This is a genomic window from Dyadobacter jiangsuensis, assembly GCF_003014695.1.
GTDB classification, from domain to species: domain Bacteria; phylum Bacteroidota; class Bacteroidia; order Cytophagales; family Spirosomataceae; genus Dyadobacter; species Dyadobacter jiangsuensis.
In genome coordinates, this window is the sequence record NZ_PYAS01000022.1 from 1 (window position 1) to 24,555 (window position 24,555).

At 49.2% G+C, this 24,555-nt stretch carries 14 protein-coding genes and 4 tRNA genes; 14 read left to right on the forward strand and 4 right to left on the reverse strand.

Translation table 11 applies throughout. From position 1 onward, the window contains the following. Positions 1–169 precede the first annotated feature (169 nt). The 3 genes from CLV60_RS30845 to CLV60_RS30855 form a co-directional block, all read right to left on the reverse strand. Positions 170–243, reverse strand: a tRNA-Arg gene (locus CLV60_RS30845). A 69-nt stretch (positions 244–312) separates the two neighbouring features. Beyond that, positions 313–386: transfer RNA gene (locus tag CLV60_RS30850), tRNA-Pro, on the reverse strand. Positions 387–443: 57 nt separating this feature from the next. Further along, positions 444–530 (reverse strand) — tRNA-Ser (locus CLV60_RS30855). A gap of 132 nt (positions 531–662) precedes the next feature. Between CLV60_RS30855 and CLV60_RS30860 the strand changes: the two genes are divergently transcribed. The 12 genes from CLV60_RS30860 to CLV60_RS30915 all read left to right on the forward strand — a co-directional run bounded on the left by CLV60_RS30860 (position 663) and on the right by CLV60_RS30915 (position 18,140). Further along, positions 663–1,625, forward strand: coding sequence for a vWA domain-containing protein (locus CLV60_RS30860; RefSeq protein WP_106599266.1), 963 nt, complete (start codon positions 663–665; stop codon positions 1,623–1,625). Positions 1,626–1,663: 38 nt separating this feature from the next. Then, positions 1,664–2,383 carry an outer membrane protein assembly factor BamD gene (locus CLV60_RS30865; protein ID WP_106599267.1) on the forward strand — a complete coding sequence of 240 codons (720 nt, stop codon included), beginning with the start codon at positions 1,664–1,666 and terminating at the stop codon, positions 2,381–2,383. 16 nt (positions 2,384–2,399) lie between these two features. Continuing rightward, the gene (locus tag CLV60_RS30870; protein ID WP_106599268.1) at positions 2,400–3,335 is read left to right on the forward strand and encodes a phosphoribosylaminoimidazolesuccinocarboxamide synthase; all 936 of its coding nucleotides are present in this window, start codon (positions 2,400–2,402) and stop codon (positions 3,333–3,335) included. A 50-nt stretch (positions 3,336–3,385) separates the two neighbouring features. Beyond that, positions 3,386–3,808: an STAS domain-containing protein gene (locus CLV60_RS30875; RefSeq protein WP_106599269.1), complete on the forward strand. Its 423-nt coding sequence runs from the start codon at positions 3,386–3,388 to the stop codon at positions 3,806–3,808. A gap of 399 nt (positions 3,809–4,207) precedes the next feature. After that, positions 4,208–8,788 (forward strand): glutamate synthase large subunit, encoded by a 4,581-nt coding sequence (gltB, locus tag CLV60_RS30880; protein ID WP_106599270.1) that lies wholly within the window; start codon positions 4,208–4,210, stop codon positions 8,786–8,788. 49 nt (positions 8,789–8,837) lie between these two features. After that, positions 8,838–10,346: a glutamate synthase subunit beta gene (locus CLV60_RS30885; RefSeq protein ID WP_106599271.1), complete on the forward strand. Its 1,509-nt coding sequence runs from the start codon at positions 8,838–8,840 to the stop codon at positions 10,344–10,346. Positions 10,347–10,459: 113 nt separating this feature from the next. Further along, entirely contained in the window at positions 10,460–11,080 is a 621-nt protein-coding gene (locus tag CLV60_RS30890) for a polysaccharide deacetylase family protein (protein WP_106599272.1), read from the forward strand. Positions 11,081–11,082: 2 nt separating this feature from the next. Further along, positions 11,083–11,853 (forward strand): TatD family hydrolase, encoded by a 771-nt coding sequence (locus CLV60_RS30895; protein WP_106599273.1) that lies wholly within the window; start codon positions 11,083–11,085, stop codon positions 11,851–11,853. Further along, entirely contained in the window at positions 11,850–12,923 is a 1,074-nt protein-coding gene (locus CLV60_RS30900; RefSeq protein ID WP_106599274.1) for an asparaginase, read from the forward strand. Before CLV60_RS30895 ends, CLV60_RS30900 begins: the two co-directional genes overlap by 4 nt. A 53-nt stretch (positions 12,924–12,976) precedes the next feature. After that, positions 12,977–13,063 (forward strand) — tRNA-Ser (locus tag CLV60_RS30905). 249 nt (positions 13,064–13,312) lie between these two features. After that, the gene (locus tag CLV60_RS30910) at positions 13,313–14,545 is read left to right on the forward strand and encodes a site-specific integrase (protein WP_106599275.1); all 1,233 of its coding nucleotides are present in this window, start codon (positions 13,313–13,315) and stop codon (positions 14,543–14,545) included. 1,318 nt (positions 14,546–15,863) lie between these two features. Then, positions 15,864–18,140, forward strand: a complete 2,277-nt coding sequence (locus CLV60_RS30915; protein WP_106599276.1) for a DUF6923 family protein — start codon at positions 15,864–15,866, stop codon at positions 18,138–18,140. 165 nt (positions 18,141–18,305) lie between these two features. Here the strand turns inward: CLV60_RS30915 and CLV60_RS30920 are convergent, their stop codons facing one another. Then, positions 18,306–19,064 (reverse strand): response regulator transcription factor, encoded by a 759-nt coding sequence (locus CLV60_RS30920; protein ID WP_106599277.1) that lies wholly within the window; start codon positions 19,062–19,064, stop codon positions 18,306–18,308. Positions 19,065–19,555: 491 nt separating this feature from the next. Here CLV60_RS30920 and CLV60_RS30925 point away from each other — a divergent pair, with 491 nt between their 5' ends. Together CLV60_RS30925 and CLV60_RS30930 are read left to right on the forward strand one after the other, a co-directional pair. Next, complete coding sequence (locus CLV60_RS30925) at positions 19,556–20,218, forward strand: response regulator transcription factor (protein WP_106599278.1); 663 nt, start codon at positions 19,556–19,558, stop codon at positions 20,216–20,218. A gap of 253 nt (positions 20,219–20,471) precedes the next feature. Beyond that, on the forward strand, positions 20,472–24,506 hold the full coding sequence (locus CLV60_RS30930) for a hybrid sensor histidine kinase/response regulator transcription factor (RefSeq protein WP_106599279.1): 4,035 nt from the start codon (positions 20,472–20,474) through the stop codon (positions 24,504–24,506). Positions 24,507–24,555: the final 49 nt, after the last annotated feature.

A 24,555-nucleotide genomic window follows, 5' to 3' on the forward strand; every position in this document is an offset into this window, starting at 1 on the left:
ACTAGGGCTAAATAAGACTCTTGCAATGCATTTAATATTGATTCATCGCAAAACAACTACTTTTTTTATCACCCCCCAACTTTTCGGACTGATCCTCTATCCAGCTGAGCGGCATCGTTATGCAACAAAAAAAGCACTTAGAAACTAATCTAAGTGCTTGATTTTGAAGTGATCCCGTTGTGATTCGAACACAAGACCTACTGCTTAGAAGGCAGTTGCTCTATCCAGCTGAGCTACGGGACCGGTCATAAAAAAAGGCAGTCAGCAGTGCAGTTTTACTGCATACGGCTTACTGCCTTTTTGCTTTTTTCGTCGGGGAGACAGGATTCGAACCTGCGACCCTCTGGTCCCAAACCAGATGCGCTACCGGACTGCGCCACTCCCCGATAATTTTCCCTTTCTACGTTAAGAAAGAGCACTCATTCGAACGTTCGGAAACCGCGTGGAGGAAGCGGGATTCGAACCCGCGGTACCCTTGCGAGTACGGCAGTTTAGCAAACTACTGGTTTCAGCCACTCACCCATCCCTCCTTCGTCCGTCGTTCTTGGGTGCAAATATAGCGGGTTCGTTTTCAGAAAAGCAAACATTCCAAGAAAAAAAACTTCGCCAGAAGCTTGAAATGCCTATTTTTGCCCCAGTTTAAATCACACAATACGTTCATTATGAACTGGAATTACCCCTTTGAGAGCACCGAATATTTTTTTATATTTTTTTTCATTTTCGCTTACACAGCCTATATCATACGCACTGTCCGGGTCGCCCGACAGCTTCAAACCACTGCCCGGACACTTATTATCAAACTCTTTTTACGCACCATTACCTTCTCACTTTTGATCATTAGTCTGCTCGGACCGTCGTTCGGAGAGGCCGAGCGCGACATCCAGGCGAAGGGCAAGGACATATTTATGGTGGTCGACCTATCGAAGTCGATGGATGCAGCAGACGTGACACCCTCCCGGTTGGAAAAAGTAAAGTTTGAACTCAACCGCTTTGTCGAGAACGAGCGGGCGAACCGGATCGGGATCATTATATTTTCAAACGACGCGTACATACACGTACCGCTCACGTACGACGCGGCCGCGCTCGAACTTTTCATCCAGTCGTTGCAAACGGACTTGCTCCCGACCAATGGTACCAATATATGCGGTGCCATCGAAATGGCTTACAGTAAGCTGATGAATGCGGCCGATCCGACGAGCCGCGCGAAGATGATGGTGCTTTTCACCGACGGCGAAAACAGCTCGGGTTGCAGCAATGCATTGTTCAACAATCTCCGCCGCTTCGGGATCGGGGTGTATTCTGTGGCCGTGGGCACGAAGGTGGGCATCAGCATTCAGCAGAACGGCAAGCCGCTCATGGACAAAAACGACAAACTGGTGATCAGCAAACTGGATGAGAATTTCCTTCGCGGCGTGGCCAATTCGGCACGCGGGTCCTATTATGAACTCAACAATTCCAAGAACGACGTCCAGAAGATGATCAGCGACATTAACCAGGCGGAAGGTGCGCTGGTGGATTCACGGACGATCACGGTTGTTTCCAACAAGTACTATTATTTCCTGGGCGCCGCGCTGGTGCTGATCCTGCTCGACGTTTTAATTACCATTGGAACGTTCCGACTCTAAGCGCAATTCCCTATTTTTGCACGCAAATGTGAACCGATATGACGTCTCTGATCCTTTATGTCCTGCTCTGGCTTTGGGATAACCGTACATTCGATTCCATTACCAAGACGAACCAGAGAAAGCTGGATGCGGAGCAGGCCTTCCGGAAAAAGGAGTTTACCAAATCGGCGGAGCTGTACCGGCAAATCACCTACGGCTCGATCTTTTCAGATCCCGCTGCAAGGTTGAACCTGGCTCATTCCTTATACAAGGCAGGCGACTACAAACAGGCTTTGAAACATTACCGGCTGCTAAGCGACATTGAAAATAACAACATTGCCTCGATAGCAAACGCACAGATCGCATTGATCCTCGTCAACAAAAAAGATACCGCCAGCGCATTAACGAACCTGCGAACCGCATTACGCCTCGAACAAGGCAATGCATTGGCAAGGACTAATTACATTATCCTGAAAAAAAGCTTCTCCGGTGTCGACGAACAGTCCGACGTGACTACCCGAAAACGCCAGTCGAACCAGCAGCAGACGAACCAGGTGCAACCGGCACCTCCGCCGGCCCCGCCGCAGGAAATACGCGAGGTGAGCGAGGATGTCAAGAAGGAGGAATTGCTCAAAAGCCTTAAGGCTATGAACATGTCCGAGGAACAGGCACGGGCGATCCTCGATGCCATGAAATCGAACGAATCCCAATATATTTACCAGCTCCGGCGCAAACAGTACAATACCAAGCCCGGACAAAAGAGCGAAATCGAGTGGTAATTTTACCCATAATCTAATGAACAGCATACCAGCAACCAACTTCCAGTTCCCCGGCCAGACGGCCTTCTATAAAGGAAAAGTCCGTGACGTTTACTCGTTTGAAAAACGTCTGGTGATGATCGCCACCGACCGCATTTCGGCATTCGACGTGATCCTGCCCCGTGCTATCCCTTATAAAGGACAGGTTTTGAACCAGATCGCCGCGCATTTCCTGAACGCCACTTCCGACATCGTGCCCAACTGGCTCGAAGAGGTGCCCGATCCGAACGTTAGCATTGGTATCAAATGCCAGGCTTACCCCGTGGAAATGGTGGTACGCGGCTACCTCGCAGGCCACGCTTGGCGCGAGTACAAAGCCGGAAAACGCGAAGTATGCGGCGTGGCGTTGCCCGAAGGCCTGAAAGAAAACGACAAACTCCCCCAGCCGATCATTACGCCTACCACCAAAGCGCATGAAGGCCACGACGAGGACATTTCCCGTGAGCAGATCCTCGCGCAAGGGCTTGTGAGCGAGGACGAATACGAGCACCTGGAACGCTACACGCTCGCATTGTTCGCGAAGGGCACCGAAATGGCTGCGGATCAGGGATTGATTCTGGTGGATACCAAATATGAGTTTGGGCAACTGGATGGCACGATTTATTTGATCGATGAAATCCACACCCCGGATTCCTCACGGTACTTCTATAAAGACACTTATGAGGAAAATCAGCGCGCCGGCATATCCCAAAAGCAGCTTAGCAAGGAATTTGTAAGGGAGTGGCTGATCGAAAACGGCTTCCAGGGCAAAGACGGCCAGACCGTGCCTGAAATGACCGATGAAAAGGTCCTCTCTATTTCAGAACGCTACATTGAGCTCTTCGAAAAAGTGACCGGCATGAAGTTTCAGAAAAACAACCTGGATCACCCGCTGGAAAGAATTGAGAAGGCCATTCTGCGTGCGATTGCCTGAGGAACGCTACTCACTTAACAGAATATTTGTTTGACAAAACGACAACCGAAATGGATTTTAAACTGGAAAAGAAAGAACAATACGTTTACATCGAGACCGATGCACCCGCATTCGCCGACGATGTACCCGCATCTTTCGAAGAAACAGCCCGCGGCCTCTTCCGCGAGGGCTATCATAGTTTGATCGTCAATATGCAAACCGTGAAGTCGCTGGACGCAACGGGGATCACTACGTTAAAGAAAGTAAACCGCCTTTGCGCGAACGACCTCGGCTTGCTCGTGATCGTGACCCGCGACGACGATTTTATGGATACCTTGGAGGATCTCCGAATACCAGATCTTACTGTTTTGCCCACCAAGGAAGAAGCAATCGACGCCGTTTTCATGCACAGTCTTGAAAACGAGTTCGGTGCGGGCGATGACGATTATGACGACGAAGATTACGAAGGTGTGAGCGAATCGAAAGAACCTTAATATTTGAATAATATAATTTTCAGTTACTTAGAGGGACGTCCCGCCGAGCTTCGGCGGGACGTTTTTTTGATGTCATCCCCACACTTTTTATATTTTCCTTAGGTGGTTTTTGTAATCCTCCAAGTCACCCAAAATGGCCTTTACAGCTTTTCAAAATGGTAACCAATACGGGCATTCGTTACATCTTTATCAATATTTTGATAATAATTGTAATAATTCGGCCAAAAGCATATTAGGGATAGAAAATTTTGCCATTCCCATAATAAGCCAAATATTTTTTATGGGTATATTGCGTGGCTTTACCCAAAACATCACACACTGGCGTTTTCGCTTTCCTTTTAAAGTGCTTATTTAAACAGATTCTAATTACGAATTTGTTAATTACCTACAATTCGATAAATGTCGCAAATGTCTGAACAAATGGTAGAAAATCAGGGACTGTACCGCCCGGAATTTGAGCATGATGCATGTGGAATCGGTTTCCGGGCTAACATCAAGGGTCGTAAGTCGCACCAGATCGTGGCTGATGCCATTCATATGCTCGAAAGGATGGAGCATAGGGGTGCAACTGGTTTTGACCCTAACACCGGTGACGGTGCTGGTATTTTAATTCAGATCCCTCACGAGTTCTTTGTAGAAGAATCTACCAAGTTGGGCTTCCACCTGCCGCCGGCAGGTGAGTATGGTGTAGGGATGATCTTTTTCCCGGGCAACGAACTTGCCAGGGAAGAAAGCAGGGATATCCTGAACCGAAAGATCAAGATGCTGGGCTTGCAATTGCTCGGCTACCGCAAGGTACCTACATTGAACAACACCCTGGGTGAAGGTTCTCTCTCCGTTGAACCCAACGTAGAGCAGGTTTTCATCAAGCGTCCGGACGACATTACGGACGATATGGCGTTTGAACGCAAGCTGTTCATCCTCCGCCAGGTTTCTGCAAGATTGATTAAAGACACGGTTAAGGGCGCGAAGAACTTCTATTACTCGTCGCTTTCATGCCGCACGATCTCATATAAGGGACAGCTCACCACTGCCCAGCTTAAATATTACTTCCCGGATCTGGAAAACGAATCGGTCGTATCTGCATTGGCAGTAGTACACTCGCGTTTCTCGACCAACACATTCCCTTCATGGGAGCTGGCTCAGCCATTCCGCTACATCGCGCACAATGGGGAGATCAACACCGTAAAAGGAAACGTGAACTGGATCCGCGCCGGGGAAAAATCTTTCGAGTCCAAATTCTTCACCAAAGAAGAAATGGATATGCTCCTGCCGATTTGCGACAGGAACCAGTCCGACTCCGCCAACCTCGACAACGCGATCGAATTGCTGCACCTTTCCGGCCGCTCATTGCCGCACGTGATGATGATGCTCATCCCCGAAGCATGGGATGGCAACGAGCAAATGGACGCTGAGCGGAAAGCATTCTACGAATACCATGCGGCCATTATGGAGCCATGGGACGGTCCTGCGTCGATCTCGTTCACAGACGGTAAAATGGTAGGTGCTACACTCGACCGTAACGGTCTGCGCCCGTCACGTTACTGGGTACTCGACGACGATACCATCATCATGGGCTCGGAAGCGGGTGTATTGGAAGTGGACCAGGCACGCGTTGTGACCAAAGGCCGCCTGCAACCCGGACGTATGTTCGTGGTGGATATGGAGCAGGGCCGTATTGTTCCTGACGAAGAAATCAAGAAACAAATCTGTACCGCGCAGCCTTACCAGCAATGGCTGGATGAGAACAAGCTGCACGTGGACGCGCTCGATCACCCGATCCGCACGTACCGCGCATACGACGAAAATGCATTGCTGAAACGCCAGGTGGCATTCGGTTATACTTCGGAAGATTTGCGCATGATCCTCGGGCCAATGGCTCAGACAGGCATGGAAGCGATCGGTTCAATGGGTACTGATAGCCCACTGGCCGTTCTTTCGGATCAGTCGCAGCATTTGTCTACGTATTTCAAACAGCTTTTCGCACAGGTAACCAACCCGCCGATCGACTCGATCCGCGAGCGTGCGATCATGTCTTTGATCTCTTTCGTAGGCAGCACCGAGAACATTCTCACAGAATCACCGAAACATTGCCGGCAGATCGCATTGCCGCACCCGATCCTTTCGGTGCAGGAATTCGACAAGCTGCGTTTTGTAGATAAAGACGGCTTCCAGGCCAAAACCATCAATACCTACTTCCGCGCCGACGAAGGCGGAAAAGCACTGGAAAGAGCTTTGGAAAGAATCTGCCGTTACGCGGTAGATGCGATCGAAGACGGATTTGAAATCCTCATCCTCTCCGACCGCGCCATCGACTCCGACCACGCGCCGATCCCTTCATTGCTCGCAACAGCGACCATCCACCACCACCTCATCCGCGAAGGATTGCGTGGCCGCGTAGGCTTGCTCGTGGAAGCGGGAGACGTTTGGGAAACCCATCACGTGGCTACATTGATCGGCTACGGTGCTGCGGGTGTTTGCCCTTACATGGCGTTCGAAACGCTCTCGTACATGAACCGCAAGAGCATGATCGAAGGCGAGTTCACCGACGAAAAACTGCATTACAACTACATCAAGGCCGTTAACAAGGAGCTTTTGAAGATATTCTCGAAAATGGGAATCTCTACCCTGCAATCGTACCAGGGAGCGCAGATCTTCGAATGCGTGGGCTTGAACAAGGATGTAATCGACAAATATTTCACAGGAACCATCTCGCGTATCAGCGGTATGGGCATTCCTGAGATTGCACGCGAGATTCTGGTGCGTCACAAAGTGGCTTACCACGAAAGCGCGGAGCAAAAGCCAAGACTCGAAGTAGGTGGTGTTTACCAGTGGAAACAACGTGGTGAAGCACACATCTTCAACCCGCAGTCGGTGCATTTGCTGCAACAATCGACCCGCAATGCGAGCTACGAGCAATTCAAGAAATATTCTAAACTGATCGACGACCAGAGCCACAAGGCACTGACATTGCGTGGACTTTTGAGATTCAAAAAAGGCAATGCGATTCCTTTGAGCGAGGTAGAGCCTGTTGAAAATATCTTCAAACGCTTTGCTACCGGTGCAATGTCCTTCGGATCGATTTCGTGGGAAGCGCACACTACCCTGGCGATTGCGATGAACCGCATTGGCGGTAAATCCAACTCCGGCGAGGGTGGCGAAGACGAACTGCGTTACAACCGTTTGCCGAACGGCGACAGCATGAACTCGCAGATCAAACAAGTTGCTTCGGGACGTTTTGGTGTAACAAGCCATTACCTGAGCAATGCGGGCGAGCTGCAAATCAAAACTGCACAAGGCGCTAAGCCAGGTGAAGGTGGTCAGCTTCCGGGCTTCAAGGTGGACGACTGGATCGGCCGTACCCGTCACTCGACACCGGGTGTAGGGCTTATCTCCCCTCCTCCTCACCACGACATTTACTCGATCGAGGATTTGGCGCAGCTGATTTTCGACCTTAAAAATGCCAACCGTGCGGCACGTATCAGCGTGAAGCTGGTGTCCGAAGCCGGTGTAGGAACCGTAGCATCCGGTGTAGCGAAAGCACACGCCGACCACATCCTGATCTCGGGTTACGACGGTGGTACCGGTGCATCTCCATTGAGCTCGATCCGCCACGCGGGTCTGCCTTGGGAGCTTGGTTTGGCTGAGACTCACCAGACTTTGGTACGTAACAAATTGCGAGGACGGGTAACCGTTCAGGCCGACGGACAGCTCCGTACCGGCCGCGACCTCGCGATCGCCGCATTGCTTGGTGCCGAAGAATGGGGTGTGGCAACCGCGGCATTGGTAGCCGCTGGCTGTATCATGATGCGTAAATGCCACCTGAACACCTGCCCTGTGGGTGTGGCTACGCAGCGCAAAGAACTCCGCGCATTGTTCTCGGGTAAGCCTGAGCACGTGGTGAACATGTTTACCTACATGGCGGAAGAACTGCGCGAGATCATGGCACAACTTGGTTTCAGAACAGTGAATGAAATGGTTGGTCAGGCCCAGTACCTCGAACTGCGCAATGATATCAAACATTGGAAATACAAAAACCTGAACTTCGACGCGATCCTGTACAAAGAAGGCGACCTTTCGGTAGCTCAATTCAAGCAGGAAGAGCAGGATCACGGTATCGATGCCATTCTCGACCTCGACCTGATCCGTTCGGCGCAGCCGGCGCTCGAAAGCAAGGAGGAGATTTACGCAGAATTCCCGATCAACAACCTGAACCGGTCGGTGGGAACGATGCTTTCGAACGAAATCTCGAAGAAATACGGCGGCGTGGGCTTGCCAAACGGCAATGTCCATTTCAAATTCCGCGGTACTGCGGGCCAGAGCTTCGGTGCATTCAACACATTGGGTGTACGCCTCGAACTGGAAGGTGACGCAAACGACTACTTCGGAAAAGGCCTCTGCGGCGCCGAACTGATCGTGTACCCCGACCGCGACGCGAAGTTCAAGCCGGAAGAAAACATCATCATTGGTAACGTGGCATTCTACGGTGCTACTTCGGGTGACGCCTACATCCGCGGAACTGCGGGCGAGCGCTTCTGCGTACGTAACTCGGGCGCGAAAGTAGTAGTGGAAGGTGTCGGCGACCACGGTCTGGAATACATGACGGGCGGTCTGGCGATTATCCTCGGCGAAACAGGCCGCAACTTCGCGGCTGGTATGTCCGGCGGTGTGGCTTACGTCCTCGACAAAAACGGAACCTTCGAAGAGAAAGTAAATAAAGAAATGGTGTCGCTGGAACCATTGAACGAAGAAGATCAAACGATCCTTCGTGAATATCTGGACAAACACTTCCAGTATACGACCAGCAACATCGCTTTCCAACTGATCCAGAACTGGGGAGAATCTGTGAAGCAATTTGTGAAAGTAATGCCATCCGATTTCCGCAAAGCGCTGGAAGGACGCGGTATCACGCTCGCACAGCAGATTGCCGACAAGAACGTGGTGTACAAGGACATCGTCGTAGACGTGGTACACCAGTAATTTTCAGTTTCAAGATCAACTATCAGAATTTTTTAAATCAGTAATAAGAATGGGAAAACCAACCGGATTTTTAGAGTTTGAAAGGGAGTTGCCGAAAAAAAGAAGCGTAGAAGAGCGCTTGAAGGACTACAGTGAGATTGAAACCGCACCGACCGACTCTAATTCCAAACAGCAGGCAGCCCGTTGTATGGACTGCGGAATTCCTTTTTGCCATAATGGTTGTCCGCTGGGCAACATCATCCCCGAGTTCAACGACGCGGTGTATGATGAAAACTGGGGACTGGCCTATGAAATATTAGCGTCTACCAACAACTTCCCTGAGTTCACAGGCCGCATTTGCCCCGCTCCTTGCGAAGCATCCTGCGTACTGGGTATCAACAAGCCGCCGGTAGCGATCGAGTACATCGAGAAATCGATCATCGAAAAAGCATTTGAACTAGGTTTGGTTAAACCACGCATTCCGAAAACCCGCACCGGCAAAAAAGTGGCGGTAGTAGGTTCAGGACCTGCGGGCATGGCAGCTGCTTATCAGCTCAACCAGGCCGGTCACTCGGTGGTATTGCTGGAAAGAGCGGATAAAATCGGTGGTCTGGTTCGCTACGGTATCCCTGATTTCAAGCTCGACAAAGGCATTATCGACCGTCGTATGGCGGTCATGGAAGCCGAAGGAGTTGAATTCCGTACCGGCGTGAATGTGGGTGTAGATATCAAAGCCGAAGAGCTCCAAAACGAATTCGACGCCGTGTTGCTGACGATGGGATCGACCGTTCCGCGCGATGTAAAAATCGCAGGCCGTCAGTTCAAAGGCGTACACTTCGCGATGGAATTCCTGAGCCAGCAGAACAAGCGCGTAGCCGGTATCGACCGCGTGGTGGATCACCGCGGCGTAGCCTATGCCAATGGCGAAATCCTCGCTACCGACAAGCACGTGGTGGTAATCGGTGGTGGTGATACTGGTTCCGACTGCGTAGGAACTTCGGGCCGTCACGGTGCGAAATCCGTGACACAGATCGAGCTGATGCCTATTCCTCCAAAAGAGCGCGATGCAAGCACACCATGGCCGAACTGGCCGATGATGCTCCGCACATCGACTTCACACGAGGAAGGCTGCGACAGACATTGGTCTATCAACACCAAAGAATTCGTTGGTGACGAAAACGGTAACCTGACTGCATTGAAAATCGTAGACCTCGACTGGCAGAAAGACCCTGAAACGGGCCGTATGCAAATGAGAGAGGTGGAAGGCAGCGAACGTACCATTCCTTGTGACCTGGCGTTCCTGGCAGCCGGCTTCCTGCACCCGCAGCAAGAAGGCCTGTTGAACGACCTGGACCTGGAATTCGACGAGCGCGGCAATATCAAAACCAACGGGTATCAATCGACCTCCAACGAGAAAATATTCGCAGCAGGCGACTGCCGCCGCGGACAATCCCTCGTAGTGTGGGCAATCTCCGAAGGTCGCGAAGCGGCACGTTCGGTGGACGAGTACCTGATGGGCGAGTCATTCCTCGAAGCCAAGGCTGTATCGATGCTGAATCCTGTATTTGCACACGCGTAAGCGGTACAGGTTTAAGCCAGCCTCTATATATTGTTATTGCAAGAAAGCTGCCCCACCCGGCAGCTTCTTGTTTTATATCCCTTTATATTTGAAGCGCAAAATTCATCGACAGCATGTTCCTGCATCATTCTCCATTCTGGCTGAAAGCATTTTTTCCCGGTTTTACCTGGCATATTCCTACGAAAGAGAAAAGCATTTTCCTGACGTTCGACGACGGGCCTATTCCCGACATTACCGAGCAAGTGCTGGATTTATTGACCCAATACAACGCGAAAGCCACGTTTTTCAGCATTGGTAATAATGTGCTCAAACATCCCGACGTGTATGAAATGGTCAGAAATGGCGGTCATTCGATTGGTAACCATACTTTCAACCATATGAATGGCTGGAAAACCGAGGATGCCGTTTATCTGGATAATATTCAGCAATGCACCGAGCAGCTGAAACTCGAAACAAAGCTTTTCCGTCCGCCCTATGGCCGCATTAAGAAGAGCCAGTCGAGAGTCGTTTTGCGCGACAAGCAGATTATCATGTGGGACGTCCTCAGTGGCGACTTTTCCGCTGAAATTACCCCTGAAATTTGCCTAAAAAAATCCATCCAACATACCCGGCCCGGCTCCATCGTGCTTTTCCACGACAGCATTAAAGCCGCCAAAAACATGCTTCACACGCTCCCCCGCTACCTCGAATATTTCAGCGAAAAAGGGTACCGATTTGAAGCATTACCTATGTAAAAATGATTGAAACCCACGCCCACATATACAGCGACGATTACGCCGAAGACCGTACCGAAATGCTCGACCGCGCCTGGAATGCAGGCATTGAGCAGATATGGATGCCCAACTGCGACCACGAGACCATCGACGGCATGCTGGCACTCGCCGAGCAATACCCCGGCAAATGCCTCCCGATGATCGGTTTGCACCCTACCTACGTGAAGGAGAATTTCGAGAAGGAATTGCAGATCATGGAAGAGTGGCTCGGCAAATACGAGTTTATTGCCATCGGCGAGATCGGCATGGACCTTTTCTGGGATGTGACATTTAAAGAGCAACAGGAAAAGGCATTTTTATACCAATGCGACCTCGCGCGCAAGCATAACCTCTGGATCGACATTCACAGCCGCAGCGCATTCTGGGAGACCGTAAAACTGATCGAAGATTTTGCCGACCCCGCATTAACCGGCATTTTCCATTGCTTTACCGGAACATTGGAAGAAGCGCAAAAAGCCATTGAACTGGGTTTTAAGCTCGGCATTGGCGGCGTCGCTACATTTAAGAATGGAGGCTTGGATAAAGTGATACCGCACGTTGGTGTCGAGCATTTGGTGCTGGAAACCGACGCGCCTTACCTCGCGCCCGTCCCCTACCGTGGAAAACGCAATGAAGTCGCTTACATCGACCTCGTCGCACAGCGCGTAGCCGATTTGAAGGAAATGACCAAAGCCGAGGTAATCGCCGCCACCACCGCGAATGCGAAAAGCATGCTCAACAAAGTAGTGCAATGAGTTATACCAAAATACACATCAACCCCATTTCTCCCGAACCGACCAGCGGTTCAGTACTTGTAATTTATACGGGCGGTACGCTGGGAATGGTTTATGAAACGAAAGGCAAGCAACTCGTGCCATTCGACTTCCAGCAAATCATCGAGAAAGTCCCCGAGATCAGCCGTCTGGATTTTGACATTACTTTCCTCTCGCTTTCGGAACCGATCGATTCATCGAACATGAATCCGGCCATCTGGATCGAGCTGGCAAGCATTATCGAAGCGCATTACGAGCAGTTCGACAGTTTTGTGATCCTGCACGGAACAGATACCATGGCCTACACGGCGTCTGCATTGAGTTATTTGCTCGAAAACCTCAACAAACCCGTGATCCTCACAGGTGCACAGCTGCCCATAGGCGTAGCGCGCTCAGACGCGCGTGAGAACGTGATTACCGCATTGGAACTCGCCGCGGCCAAGAATGCGGAAGGACATCCTATTATCACCGAGGTTTGTATTTATTTCAATTCCAGTTTACTCCGCGGTAACCGTTCCAAAAAGCAGGAGAGCTCGGATTTCAATGCATTCCATTCCGAAAACTACCCCGCGCTGGCTAATGCGGGCGTGAATATCGAATACAATTTTCCGTACATCAAACCGTACAAAGCGGGCTTGAAACTGAAAGTTCACAAAAACTTCGATAGTAATGTGGCCTTCCTGAAAATGTTTCCGGGAATCAGCCGGCCAGTTGTGGAATCGATCCTGAACATTGAAGGATTAAGAGGCATCGTCCTCGAAACCTATGGGGCAGGCAATGCCACTACCGAGCCCTGGTTCCTGAACGCGATCAGCAACGCCATCGAACGCGACATCGTGATCTTCAACGTCTCCCAATGCGATGGCGGCCGCGTGTCGCAAGGCCAGTACCAGACCAGCAAGTTCCTGCAACAGATCGGCGTCATCAGCGGCTCCGACATCACCGCCGAAGCAGCCATCACCAAAATGATGTACGTTTTCGCCTGCGAACGCCCCGGCGGCGCCTGCGTCGATATGCTCGGCAAGCCATTGCGCGGAGAAATGAGCATTTGATTTTAGCGGGAGATTTGGAAACATGAATCTGTTCCTTATATTTGCACCCCAATAGAGAGGTGCCCGAGTGGTTGAAGGGGCTACCCTGGAAAGGTAGTATATGGGTAACTGTATCGAGAGTTCGAATCTCTTCCTCTCTGCTGATAAGAGTAGCAAAAAGCAACAAAAGCCTGTAAATGAATCATTTACAGGCTTTTTCATTCTTATAGCTTTCCCAAAATATTCAAATTTTCACAATATTCTGGTGAGCATTTGGTGAGCATGGTCAATGTGAGAAATCTGCTCACCAGAATCGATACAACATACTGAATTACAACCTGTTTACGAGGCAAACATCTTGATTTTCTGACGGCATTGATAGTAGATTTATTCACTTAAAAACTATCATTATGTTATCTAGAAACCTCACAACGCTCTTTTACCTGAAAAAAAGAAGCGGCTATGTTAAAGGTCCGTTACCGATATATCTGCGGATAACAATCAATGGCGAACGATTTGAGATTTCCACAAAAAGAGAATGCGAGCCCGAGAAATGGAATTCGGTTACAGGTCGCAAAAACGGGACACGGGAAGATGCACGAGGTTTGAATAGCTATCTCGACACCATGCAACTCAAAGTGTATGACATCCAAAAGCAGATGCTGGAAGCGAACATCGAACTGAGTGCTGAAAAGCTTCGCAACAGAATTAATGGTGTGTCGGACAGATCGAAAGATATCCTTCAAGTTTTTCGGGATCACAACGAGAAATTGGCGCGGATGGTAGGTAGTGACTATGCCTTGGGAACGCTTGGACGGTACAAAACCTCGTTCGACCACACAAAGGCATTCATTGAATGGAAATATAAAACGACTGAATTTGATATCAACAAGCTCAACTACGATTTCATATCAGAATATGCGTTCTGGCTGAAGACAGAAAAGCAGCTGGGCCACAACACGGCGATGAAATACCTGACGAATTTCAAAAAAATCGTCATCATTTGTGTCAAGAAGGGTTGGCTAGTGCGAGATCCATTCGCAAACTACCAAATAACGTTGAAAGAAGTCAATAGGGAGGCGCTCACTCCGGCTGAGCTTCAGACGATTTCAAACAGGGATTTCGATAATCAGCGACTTGAGCACGTCCGAGACATCTTCATTTTCTGCTGCTACACTGGATTGGCGTATGCCGATGTCTACAAGCTCAAACGTTCCGAGATTGTTGACGGCGTAGACGGCGAAAAGTGGCTTTCAATAAAAAGGCAGAAAACAGATACTCCGTCGCGTATTCCAATTTTGCCGATGGCTCAAATTGTGCTCGACAAATACGCCGGCTTCGCTGAGTGCATTGCAAAAGACAGGTTACTCCCCGTTCTGTCAAACCAGAAAATGAATTCTTATCTGAAAGAGATTGGAGATGTTTGCCGGATAAAGAAAGTCATCACATTCCATTTGGCGCGACATACTTTTGCCACTACTGTTACACTTACCAATGGAGTTCCGATAGAAAGTGTTTCTAAAATGCTTGGGCATCGAAACATCAAAACGACTCAGCAATATGCCAAAGTTGTCGACAAGAAGATTGCTGACGACATGGCTAAATTAAAAGGTATACTAGTCAAGCAATGCCAGCCTTCTTGACTTGCATTCTAGCGAATGCCTGAGCTCCGATGCCTGGGAGCTCAGACATTTCTACCCAGTTTACTTAAAATGAGCGTGGTATTGGAAATTCCCAAACCGCACTTTTATATACGGACACCATTTTAGTAAGAGCGTGCTTGATCGCGATGCGCCTGGTTGGACGTGCGATAGATGATTGAAGCGTGCGGCGGAAGATTTTTGTAGGCTTGAATGGCTCTCCCGATAGAGATGCGGGGAAGCTTACAAATGCGGGGAAGCTTACAGCAGCTGTTGAAAAAGAAAGAAAACCTCTTAGTCTAAAATCTTCTTTTAGAGGCCGAAACACGTGTTCGGTCGTAGCACTCTCATTGTGGTCTCCGCTTTCGGCCACACTAATGTACACGTTTTCGTTTCTGAGCCGATTGACGTAATTTTCATGAGCAGTACTGGACTCCGCGGTCAGAATGTTGGATGAGCGGGTTGCGAAGGATTTGTTCCGGAGACCAAGGCTATCAACTACAATCTTCCGTTTGTTGTAACTGCGATTAACCTAGCATTTGCTCTTCATGGGTAGTTGGCACGCTGGGATATGTATGTGTGATTCCCAACAATCCAATCGATCGTCCTAGAGACAGACGCGGTGTGATGGAGGATTGAGTGCCGATGGTGGGATCTTTGATCTGCGTAAATGCGGCGACAAAACCAGGACGATTGAGAGTGAAAGTTTCAGATTCATACTGTTCGGTTGTTTTGAGGTGGTTTGCAACTGGAAACCATCGCCTCGCATGCAGCTTTTCACAACCCGAAAAAGTACGAAATATTTATTATCCATTCGGTCTCTAATTATAAATCACTTGTAGTAATTTCGCTACATCAATACCTCGCAGGCATTGAGATGGTAGCGGCAACTATTGTTCAAATAGAAAATGTATGATAACGCAAGCAGCTTAATTAATAATTTTTCCTATATGCTAATAATTGTAAAACGCAAAAAAAAGTTATTTCAAGGCAATACATAGGCTTTAAGGCCATCACATCCTGTTCCAATATATTCGGCCAAACGGCTCGATAAGTTTACTAGCCATTAACCGGCCGAAATTATGCCTCCTAGTTCTCCAACAAAAGCTCGATAAATACGAATTCGCTTTTAATGTAGAAATAATTCATTATAATTGCATATGTAACTGCAAATTCCTTTCCGATTTAAGGCAGTTTAAATTGTTACTTAATTCTGTCTCAAACCAGTCTTGGATGGCCTTGAATTTGTTCAAGCCATGAACACCGCTCACAAATGGGACAAAACCTATTGATTTTACAGACCACTTAAAGTTCGTAGCAAATGAAAAAAATCTATTGTAGTAAACCATTGCGCAAAGCGGCATTTGTAATTCTGGGGTACTTAATTGGTATTTCTTTTACCTGGGCGCAAGAACCCACGCCATTTGCATGTTCTAATCTTGCATATCAAGTGAGCGGGCCAAATACAAGCAATTCCACGCTTTATAGCTACAATGTATCCACAGGCGTCAGAACTCTTATGGGAGACCTTCCTGCAAGAGTCAACTCCATCGGTTACAATACCCTCGATAACTTTATTTGGGGCATCAATGTCCTCACCAACCAAGTAGTTAAAATTGGATCTAATGCTGCACTCACCACCTACTCAATTCCCAATTTGCCTGCCCCGACGGTCAGCGCATATTACAATGTCGGGGAGGTATTTGGCGACGGCTATTTATTCATTTACAGCAGGCTCGCTACAAGGTATTACGTAGTCGACATCAATCCGGCCAGAGCAGCCACTTATCTGCAGCTGGTGGACCCGACAGCCTCTTATGTGCTGGATGCTGCTCCGTACGGAAACACTTTTATCGGCGCGAGCAGTCTGGATATATCGGATATCGTCTACAGTTCTTCAAACGGGCTGCTAAATGGCATCATCGACGCGCAAAGTGCAACGAACGCATACCGCAGGTTTACGATAGATCCGGTAACACAACAGGTGACCATTACGCCAACCACAATTGCGGGCGGTGGTATTCAAAATAATGAGAATGTGGCCTTCGGCTCCATTTTTATCGATCAGACGCCCAATACCTTTTATGTGTTTGCCAATACATTGGGAGGGTTCTACAAGGTTAATATGACAACGAATGCAGCTACCTTGGTATCGACCGCTCCCACAGGAGGGGCAAACAATAACGACGGAGCAAGTTGCCCCAACACGCTCCTGGTCACCAGCATTTCGGGAACGGTATTCCATGATCCCGATGCGGGAAATGTGAATAACAGCACAGGAAACCCTAATGCAGTGCCTTCCGGACTTTATGCCAATCTGATCGGTACTGATGGAAATGTCGTTGCTGTCGCCCCCGTAAACTCATCTGGCTTTTATGGTTTTGACGGCATTCCTGCCGGCGACTATCACGTGGTACTAAGTATGACAAATGGTACCCCAGGTACGGCTGCACCCCTGCCGAGCCTTCCGGCAGGCTGGGCAAATACGGGAGAGTTTAATGGGCCGGAGAATACCGGGAACACAAGCCCGGCAGACGGAATCAGCCAGGTATTTACAGTAGGTCTCAATAGTACCGAAATCAACTTTGGTATCCAGCAACCGCCCGTGGCAGACCTTAAAACTTACCTCGTGCCGAACGCAGCATTTAGCAGCACTCCGCCCGCCGGCTATCCCGCACTATCAGGCTATCAATCTATTCCTGCATCCTCGGCAAACCTGACGGGTTATCCTACCGGCGGTTCGCTCTCGGGCTCTGATCCGGAAGATTGTGCCAGCGCCGGCACCTGTAACACGGGCACGGGCACCACATTCAATATTGAGTCGATCAATGGATCAACCGAGCTTTATTACGACTTCGGATCGGGACCTGTGCGCGTGGATGTGACAGGCGGCCCTGTGAGTATTCCCAACTTCGATGTTACCAAACTGGTGATCTACGGAGCGACCGGAAGCGGGACTGGCAGCAACTCCATTGGTTTCACCTATTCCATGACAGATAATGCGGGAGCTACCAGTTCAGCCGCGGTCTACTCCATTGAGACAGAGAGTCCCATGCCAGTAACACTAATCAGCTTCAATATCCGTCAGGAAGGCGGCATTGCGAGCCTGCAATGGGCTACGTCCAGCGAAGAAAACAGCAAAGGCTTTGAGATCGAGCGAAGCGCAAATGCTTCTGCCTGGACCAGGATAGGGTTTGTGCCGTCTCTGTCTCGTGAGGCGGTCAGCAGTAGCCGGCTCGACTACAACTTCACCGATTCAACTCCCCTGGGCCGCAGGAGCTACTACCGCCTGAAAATGGTCGATCTTGATGGTAAATACACTTATAGCCAGATCAGGGTAGTGACTTCTGAGAACAGCACCATTACATACGCTTACCCAAATCCCGCTGCCGACGAATTGACCATAGACGGATTAAATGGATCGGAGGAGATTAAAGTTCTGGATATTTCCGGGCGTACATTGATTGAAGGCCGCAACAGTGATGGCAAAAACAAAAAGACACTTAACATCCGACCTCTTCCGAATGGAACATATCTGATCAAGATCCAAATGCCGGATGGCTCGTCTGTTTCGCAAAAAGTGATTAAGAAAAAATAGCGTTCGAACCTGATCGATTAGTCGCGGGATGTAATTCATTCACCTGCAGCTAGGTTTACAAATCAACCCTTCCGGAAATCCGGAAGGGTGATTTTTTTACTCAACGTATGCCGACCATCGGCAATATCTTACACAATTATTTTACCCGGGCTCAAAACCGTTATTTCATCGTTTGTGAATACGATGCTTGACTTCCATTGGGGTTTTACCGAAGAATTTTCGAAATTCTCTGCTAAAATACTTGCTATCCTCATAACCGATCGATGCAGCCACTTCGTTAACTCTATAGACTCCGGCTTCCAACATCTTCATCGCCCTTTCCATTTTGATTTTCTTAACAAACTCATTTACAGTTACACCTTTAAAGAACCGGAGTCTGCGGTAAAGAACCGAAACACTTATCCCCGTTCGAACGGCCATCTCTTTAACACCAAAATTGGGATCAGAAATATTCTCAAATACCATTTGTTCCAATTTTGTAACAAACTGGCCACTTATCCCTTCCAATTCCGTTTGGACCGACATTTCCTGTACAGTTCTGCCGCGCATTGCATCCCGTAACATAATCATGTTTTCTATGTTCAGCATCAATACGTGACTGTCGATTGGGACTGAAATATAGCTGTCAGCCCCTGCCTGCAAACCGGCTATCCGGTGCTCTATCTGCCCAAGCAAAATAACAGACACATGCCCCGTATACGCGTTAGATTTCAATTTCCGGCATATCAGCAGTCCTCCGCGCGACGGGTCGGACACATCGCAGACCACCACGTCAGGGCTCAACTCCCTGGCCATTGCAAGGACCTCTTCATCACTATTACTTTCTATCAGCTGGAAGTTTTTAGCCAGCGCTTCACTTCCCAAACTATTCCGAATAATACTTTTGTCAATAATCAGAACCGGCCTCCTGTCTTCCGAATTCATAACACTTCCGATGTATAATAAGTTGTACTAAAAAGGGGATTACAAATAATAAGTGGCTGCGGCGAATAAGTGATTGAATCACACCTGGCAGCCACCTAATTGTAATATCGAGCAAATCAGTAGAACCACTCATGCGGCTTCTGACGACGATGCACAAACATAGCTCAACGTCCACTTGCTACCAATGGGTAAAAGGCGCAAATCAGACATAAACACGAAATCCCCACCAAATAGGCAAGATTTTCCACCGTCTCGGGCTAACTAAAACATCGATGATTCACTAGTCCGCAAACCATCAGTATCTCCTGATCAGAAGCCTTTGCACACACCTTGATTTTTTTTCGTTTGAACAAAAAAAACCAGACTAAAATGACAATTTAACCTCCCATACCTTAGGAAATAAAGCGACAATTTGGGCCAACAAAAAAACTGTTCGGACACAGATAACTTAAAATCATTTTACGATTCCATCAACAACACCTCCCGCAAACATGAAAAACCACAACATCCAGGAAGATTATGTAATGGTCATTGTAGACAATCGACCAATGTATAGAGCCGGCATCAGATCGAGGGTCGAATTGATGATACCGGAATGCAGATTTTCGGAGCACGATTTGTTTGCTGACTCGCTATTGGATAGACACATTGGAAGCTCTACTTGCTTCATGATCAGCGTCAGAAATATGTCGGATAAAACCATTATCCACAACATCAAAAAATTACGATTGCTGCAAGAGACATGCAAGATTGTTCTTTATGGTTACCAGCAACCCGTCCCCAAGATTATTGCCTTCTTCCGGGAAAAAATCAGTGGATACCTCCCCGACGATTTCACCGATGGTGAACTTAGGGAATGTATTACAGCTCTGGCTGCCAACCGGATTTATATCAATATGCAAATAGCCATTGAATTGATGATTACTCCTCCACCGGTTCGTTCCAGAAAAAAGCCGCTGCTAACCCAGACTGAAACCAAGGTTGCCAATCTCCTCGTCAGAGGATTAAGCCCATCGCACATCGCCCGAGAAATGGGCAGAAAAATATCAACGATAAGCACAATCAAATCCAACATTTTAAAAAAGACGCAAGTCAACAACGTAATCGACCTGGCAGAAGTAATGGAAAAGGAGCCGAAGGAAATGAGCATCTGATCATGCCATCCGGCGCAACTAACGCACATTATTATACGAATGCGGATCAACGCGGGTTAATGTGACCCAAGCAGTTTTGTTTAGATCAGTGTTTTACGGATAAATCTCGCGAAATGCTGGTTTTAAGATCAAGCACTTCATCTGATCCTGTGCGACAACATTGTGAAACTATACTGGGCCTATATACGTAACAAGTCGTGCCTTTGCATAATTTTGCAAAAAGCATTCGTTTCTAACCAAGTGCGCTTCGTTGATGACCAGTTATAAAAGTATCCTGCTTAGCTTGATTGCTATTTTTGCCTCCCTCGCCCGCACAGGGGCACAATCGTTTAAAAACATTTCAGAAAAAGAAGAAGAGCCAATCAATGGAATATTTGCCATTGCACAAGGCAAAGACGGCTTGATGTGGTTTGGTACACAAAACGGGCTGATCCGGTACGACACCCGTAGCCTGACCCGCTACCTGACGGCCCCCGCCGGCAAGCAGGTCTTTACAGATATCAAGGACATTATATCCGACTCGCAGGGCCGAATTTGGGTAGCTAGTAGCTTACAATTGACGCTTTATGATCCCAATACGGACCATATTACCCATTTCAAACATGATTCGACCCGCGTTAATACGCTATCCCATGCATGGGTCAACTGTGTGATGGAAGACAGCAAAAAGCAAATCTGGGCAGGTACCGAGCTTGGGCTCACCCGCATTATCGCCGGTAATGGGTCCGTGAGCATATCCCGCTATCTGCAAAATGAATTCAAAGGCGCATCGCTCGAAATCAAATGCATGGCCGAAGGCGAAGACGGAACGCTCTGGCTGGGCTCGGCCGACGGGCTGATCAGAATGCCAGCCAATGGCGACAAGCCAAAACTGTACCGGATGCCGCCGGCTACAACAGAACCGCTGCGGAACGAGTTTATGACTATTTTCACGGACAACAATGGCGCTGTGTGGCTGGGAAACAGCAGCGGCGGACTAATCCGGTTCGACCCGGCGACAGAAGTTTTCAGCACCATCAGCAGTGTGAAAAACACGACCGGCGGCCTGCCGGTCGTACGGGACATTATTTCGGACCGACGTGGCAGGTTGCTGCTTGCTACCGACTCGGGGCTGGCCCATTTCAACCCGTCGACGGGGGAACTGGATTGGTATGTGAACCAAACCGGTGACCCGCAGAGCCTGTCTGACAATTCGCTTTATGCTGCCTACGTCGACAACCAGGGCGGGCTTTGGCTGGGAAGCTACTATGGTGGGATCTGCTACGTCCACCTCAACTCTCCCCGCTTCAAACGCTGGCCATTCGGCCCGGACGACCCACGCGCCGGCTCATTCGTGAATGCATGGATTGGAAAGAGTAAAACGAATCGTATGTGGAGCGTTTCGGACGATCTGCAAAAACTGCTGCTCTTCGACACCGCAGGTAAAAAATCCGAGATGTTTCCCCTAAAGCTAGACGCCAAAGCAGATTATTATGCATTTTATATTGACCAAAACGAAGTACTCTGGGCTGGGGGCAAGGCCGTGCTGACCAGTTTAGATATCCGACGGGGCAGCTACCGTCATTACCCCCTATCGGTCCCGGGAGGGCCCAAACTCCGAAAAAAACGTACTTTCGTGATCACCGAGGATAGTTACGGGCATTTCTGGGTAGGAGGAACTTATGGTCTGCTCCTACTCGATAAAAAAAACGGCACCTTCTCCAAGGCCCCGGCGGTTAACTACGCGACCTCTATTTTGGAAGACTCACACAGGAATATCTGGATCGGCGGAGAAGCTGGACTATACCGGATTAAACCTGAGGCAGCCAAAGCCCCCAGACCTGTCGTTGAAAAAATCCATTCGAATTCGGAGTTCGTCATCTCATGGCGTGTGAACGAAGACAAGTGGGGAACAATCTGGGCCGCCTGTGAGACGCAAATGCTAAGCTACAATCCCGGAAAGAACCTGTTTGAGCTGAGTACCAACATTCCGCAGGAAGGCGCGCTCGACGTCGTTCCCGACAGTAAGGGTTATATCTGGATCAATGCAGGTACGAAATTATTCCGCTACCATCCTAGGGAAAAGACACTTCAATCGTACAGCGCACACGACGGCCTGCCTGCCAAAGGGACCCTGATGCAGGGCGCCGGCACGACCGACCGGAACGGACATCTCTATTTCGTGACCGACAAGGGCATGTTCAGCTTCGATCCGGCCGCGATATCCATTCCCAACCGCTCCGCCCCTATTGTTCTCAGTTCATTGAAATTATATAACCAAACGGTAGTGGCTCGCGACAGCACCGGCATTCTTCCTGTACCCGTCGGAAAATTAAAAGAAATCACCTTCCGGCATGACCAGAGCATTTTTACGCTCGACTTCGCGCTGCTGGATTACGTGCGGTCGGACGTAAACCGTTATGCCTACAAAATAGACGGCATCGACCGGGGCTGGAACTATGTCAAAACGCCATCGGCAACCTATACGAACCTCCCGTCAGGCAGCTACATCTTCCAGGTCAAGGCGGCTAATGGCGACGGTATCTGGACCAAAGAACCGCTTCAAATTAAAATCAATATACTACCGCCATGGTGGCGGACCTGGTGGGCTTACCTGGCTTATCTGCTGCTAGCGGCGGGCGGCGTATATGCCATTGCGCACTTCCTCTGGATCCGGAGCTCATTCAGAAGGGAGAACGCACTGAACCAGCTCAAGCTCGATTTTTTCACCAACGTTTCGCACGAAATCCGCACACACCTCTCGCTGATCAGCGGGCCATTGGAAAAAGCCTACCAGCAGGCCGTCGAGGGCAAAAACAATAAAAACTACCTCAGTTACGCACGTACGAGCTCCGACAGGCTCATGCTCCTGGTGAACGAACTGCTTGATTTCCGCAAAATCCAGAGTGGCGGCACACGCTTGCTGGTACAGGAGCATGACGTAGTGAAGATCATCAAGAATGTAATCGCCGCATTCGAGCATATGGCCAGGGAAAAAGGCATCGAAACTGTACTGATAGCCCCGGCAACACCTGTTTTGCTGTGGTTTGACATCGCCCAGATGCAGAAGGTATTTTACAACCTGCTGAGCAACGCCTATAAATTCACCCATGAAGCCGGCCGGGTGGCGGTGCGCATTACCGAGACTTCCAACGAAGTAAAAATTACCGTGGAAGACAATGGGAAGGGTATGTCGCAGGAGCATCTTCAGAAACTTTTCACCTACTACTACCAGGCGGATTCCGAAAAACCAGGCTACGGCATCGGGCTGGCGCTTTCAAAGGCTATCGTCGAGCAGCACCATGGCTACCTCACCGCCGAAAGCCGCCTGCATAACGGCTACGCGCTAAATGGGATTGCGGCGGCGCCCGGCGGCACCACGTTGACGATTCTCATGTTGCGAAAAAACCTGCACTTCGCACCCGAACAAATAGCCACCAACGTTCAGTCGTATACGGAAGACATGCTGGCCGAGACGATGGCCCTGCCGGCCAGCAACCACGCGGCAGACGGAAAGCAGGCCAATACCATCCTGATCATCGAAGACAACGACCAGTTGCGGGTATTTATCCGAGACCTTTTTGAAGGAGATTTCAATATATTGCAAGCAGAGAATGGCATGCGCGGGCTCGAACTAGCCAACGAGCATTTGCCGGATATCGTGCTGTCCGATGTGATGATGCCGGAAATGAGCGGGCTTGAAGTATGCAGCCGGCTGAAAAATAATGTAGCCACGGCGCACATTCCAGTGGTACTGCTTACCGCCCGAACCCAGAACCAGCACGTGATCGAAGGACTCGAATCGCGTGCGGACGACTACCTCACCAAACCATTCGACCCGCGGATTCTGGAACTGAAAATCAACAACCTGATCCGCGTACGGGACGAGCTGCGAACGCGCTACCGGGAGTCGGTACTGGTGGACGGGGCTGCAAACAGTGTTGCCCAGGACGTGAACGAGGCATTTATCGGCAAGCTCAGGGCACTGCTTATTGAGAATATTTCCGATCCGAAGTTTGGTGTTAATGAGCTGGCTTTTCAGGTCGGTATGAGTGTATCCGCGCTTTACAGAAAACTGAAATCACTTACCGGAATGACGGTTAATGATTTCACGAAAACAATTCGGCTCGGTGAAGCTAAAAAGCTATTGGAGACGGGGATATACAACGTGAGTGAAGTTGCCACTATCATCGGGTTTGAAGATAGCAGACATTTCAGCAAAGAATTCGCAAAGGCGTACGGCAAAAAACCCAAAGAGATAAAAAATCAAATGCCCGGCCACGCCGACAACTCCTCTGAAAGCAATTGATTTACAAATGAATTAACTATCAGAAAATGTTGATATTGCGCTGCTAAGA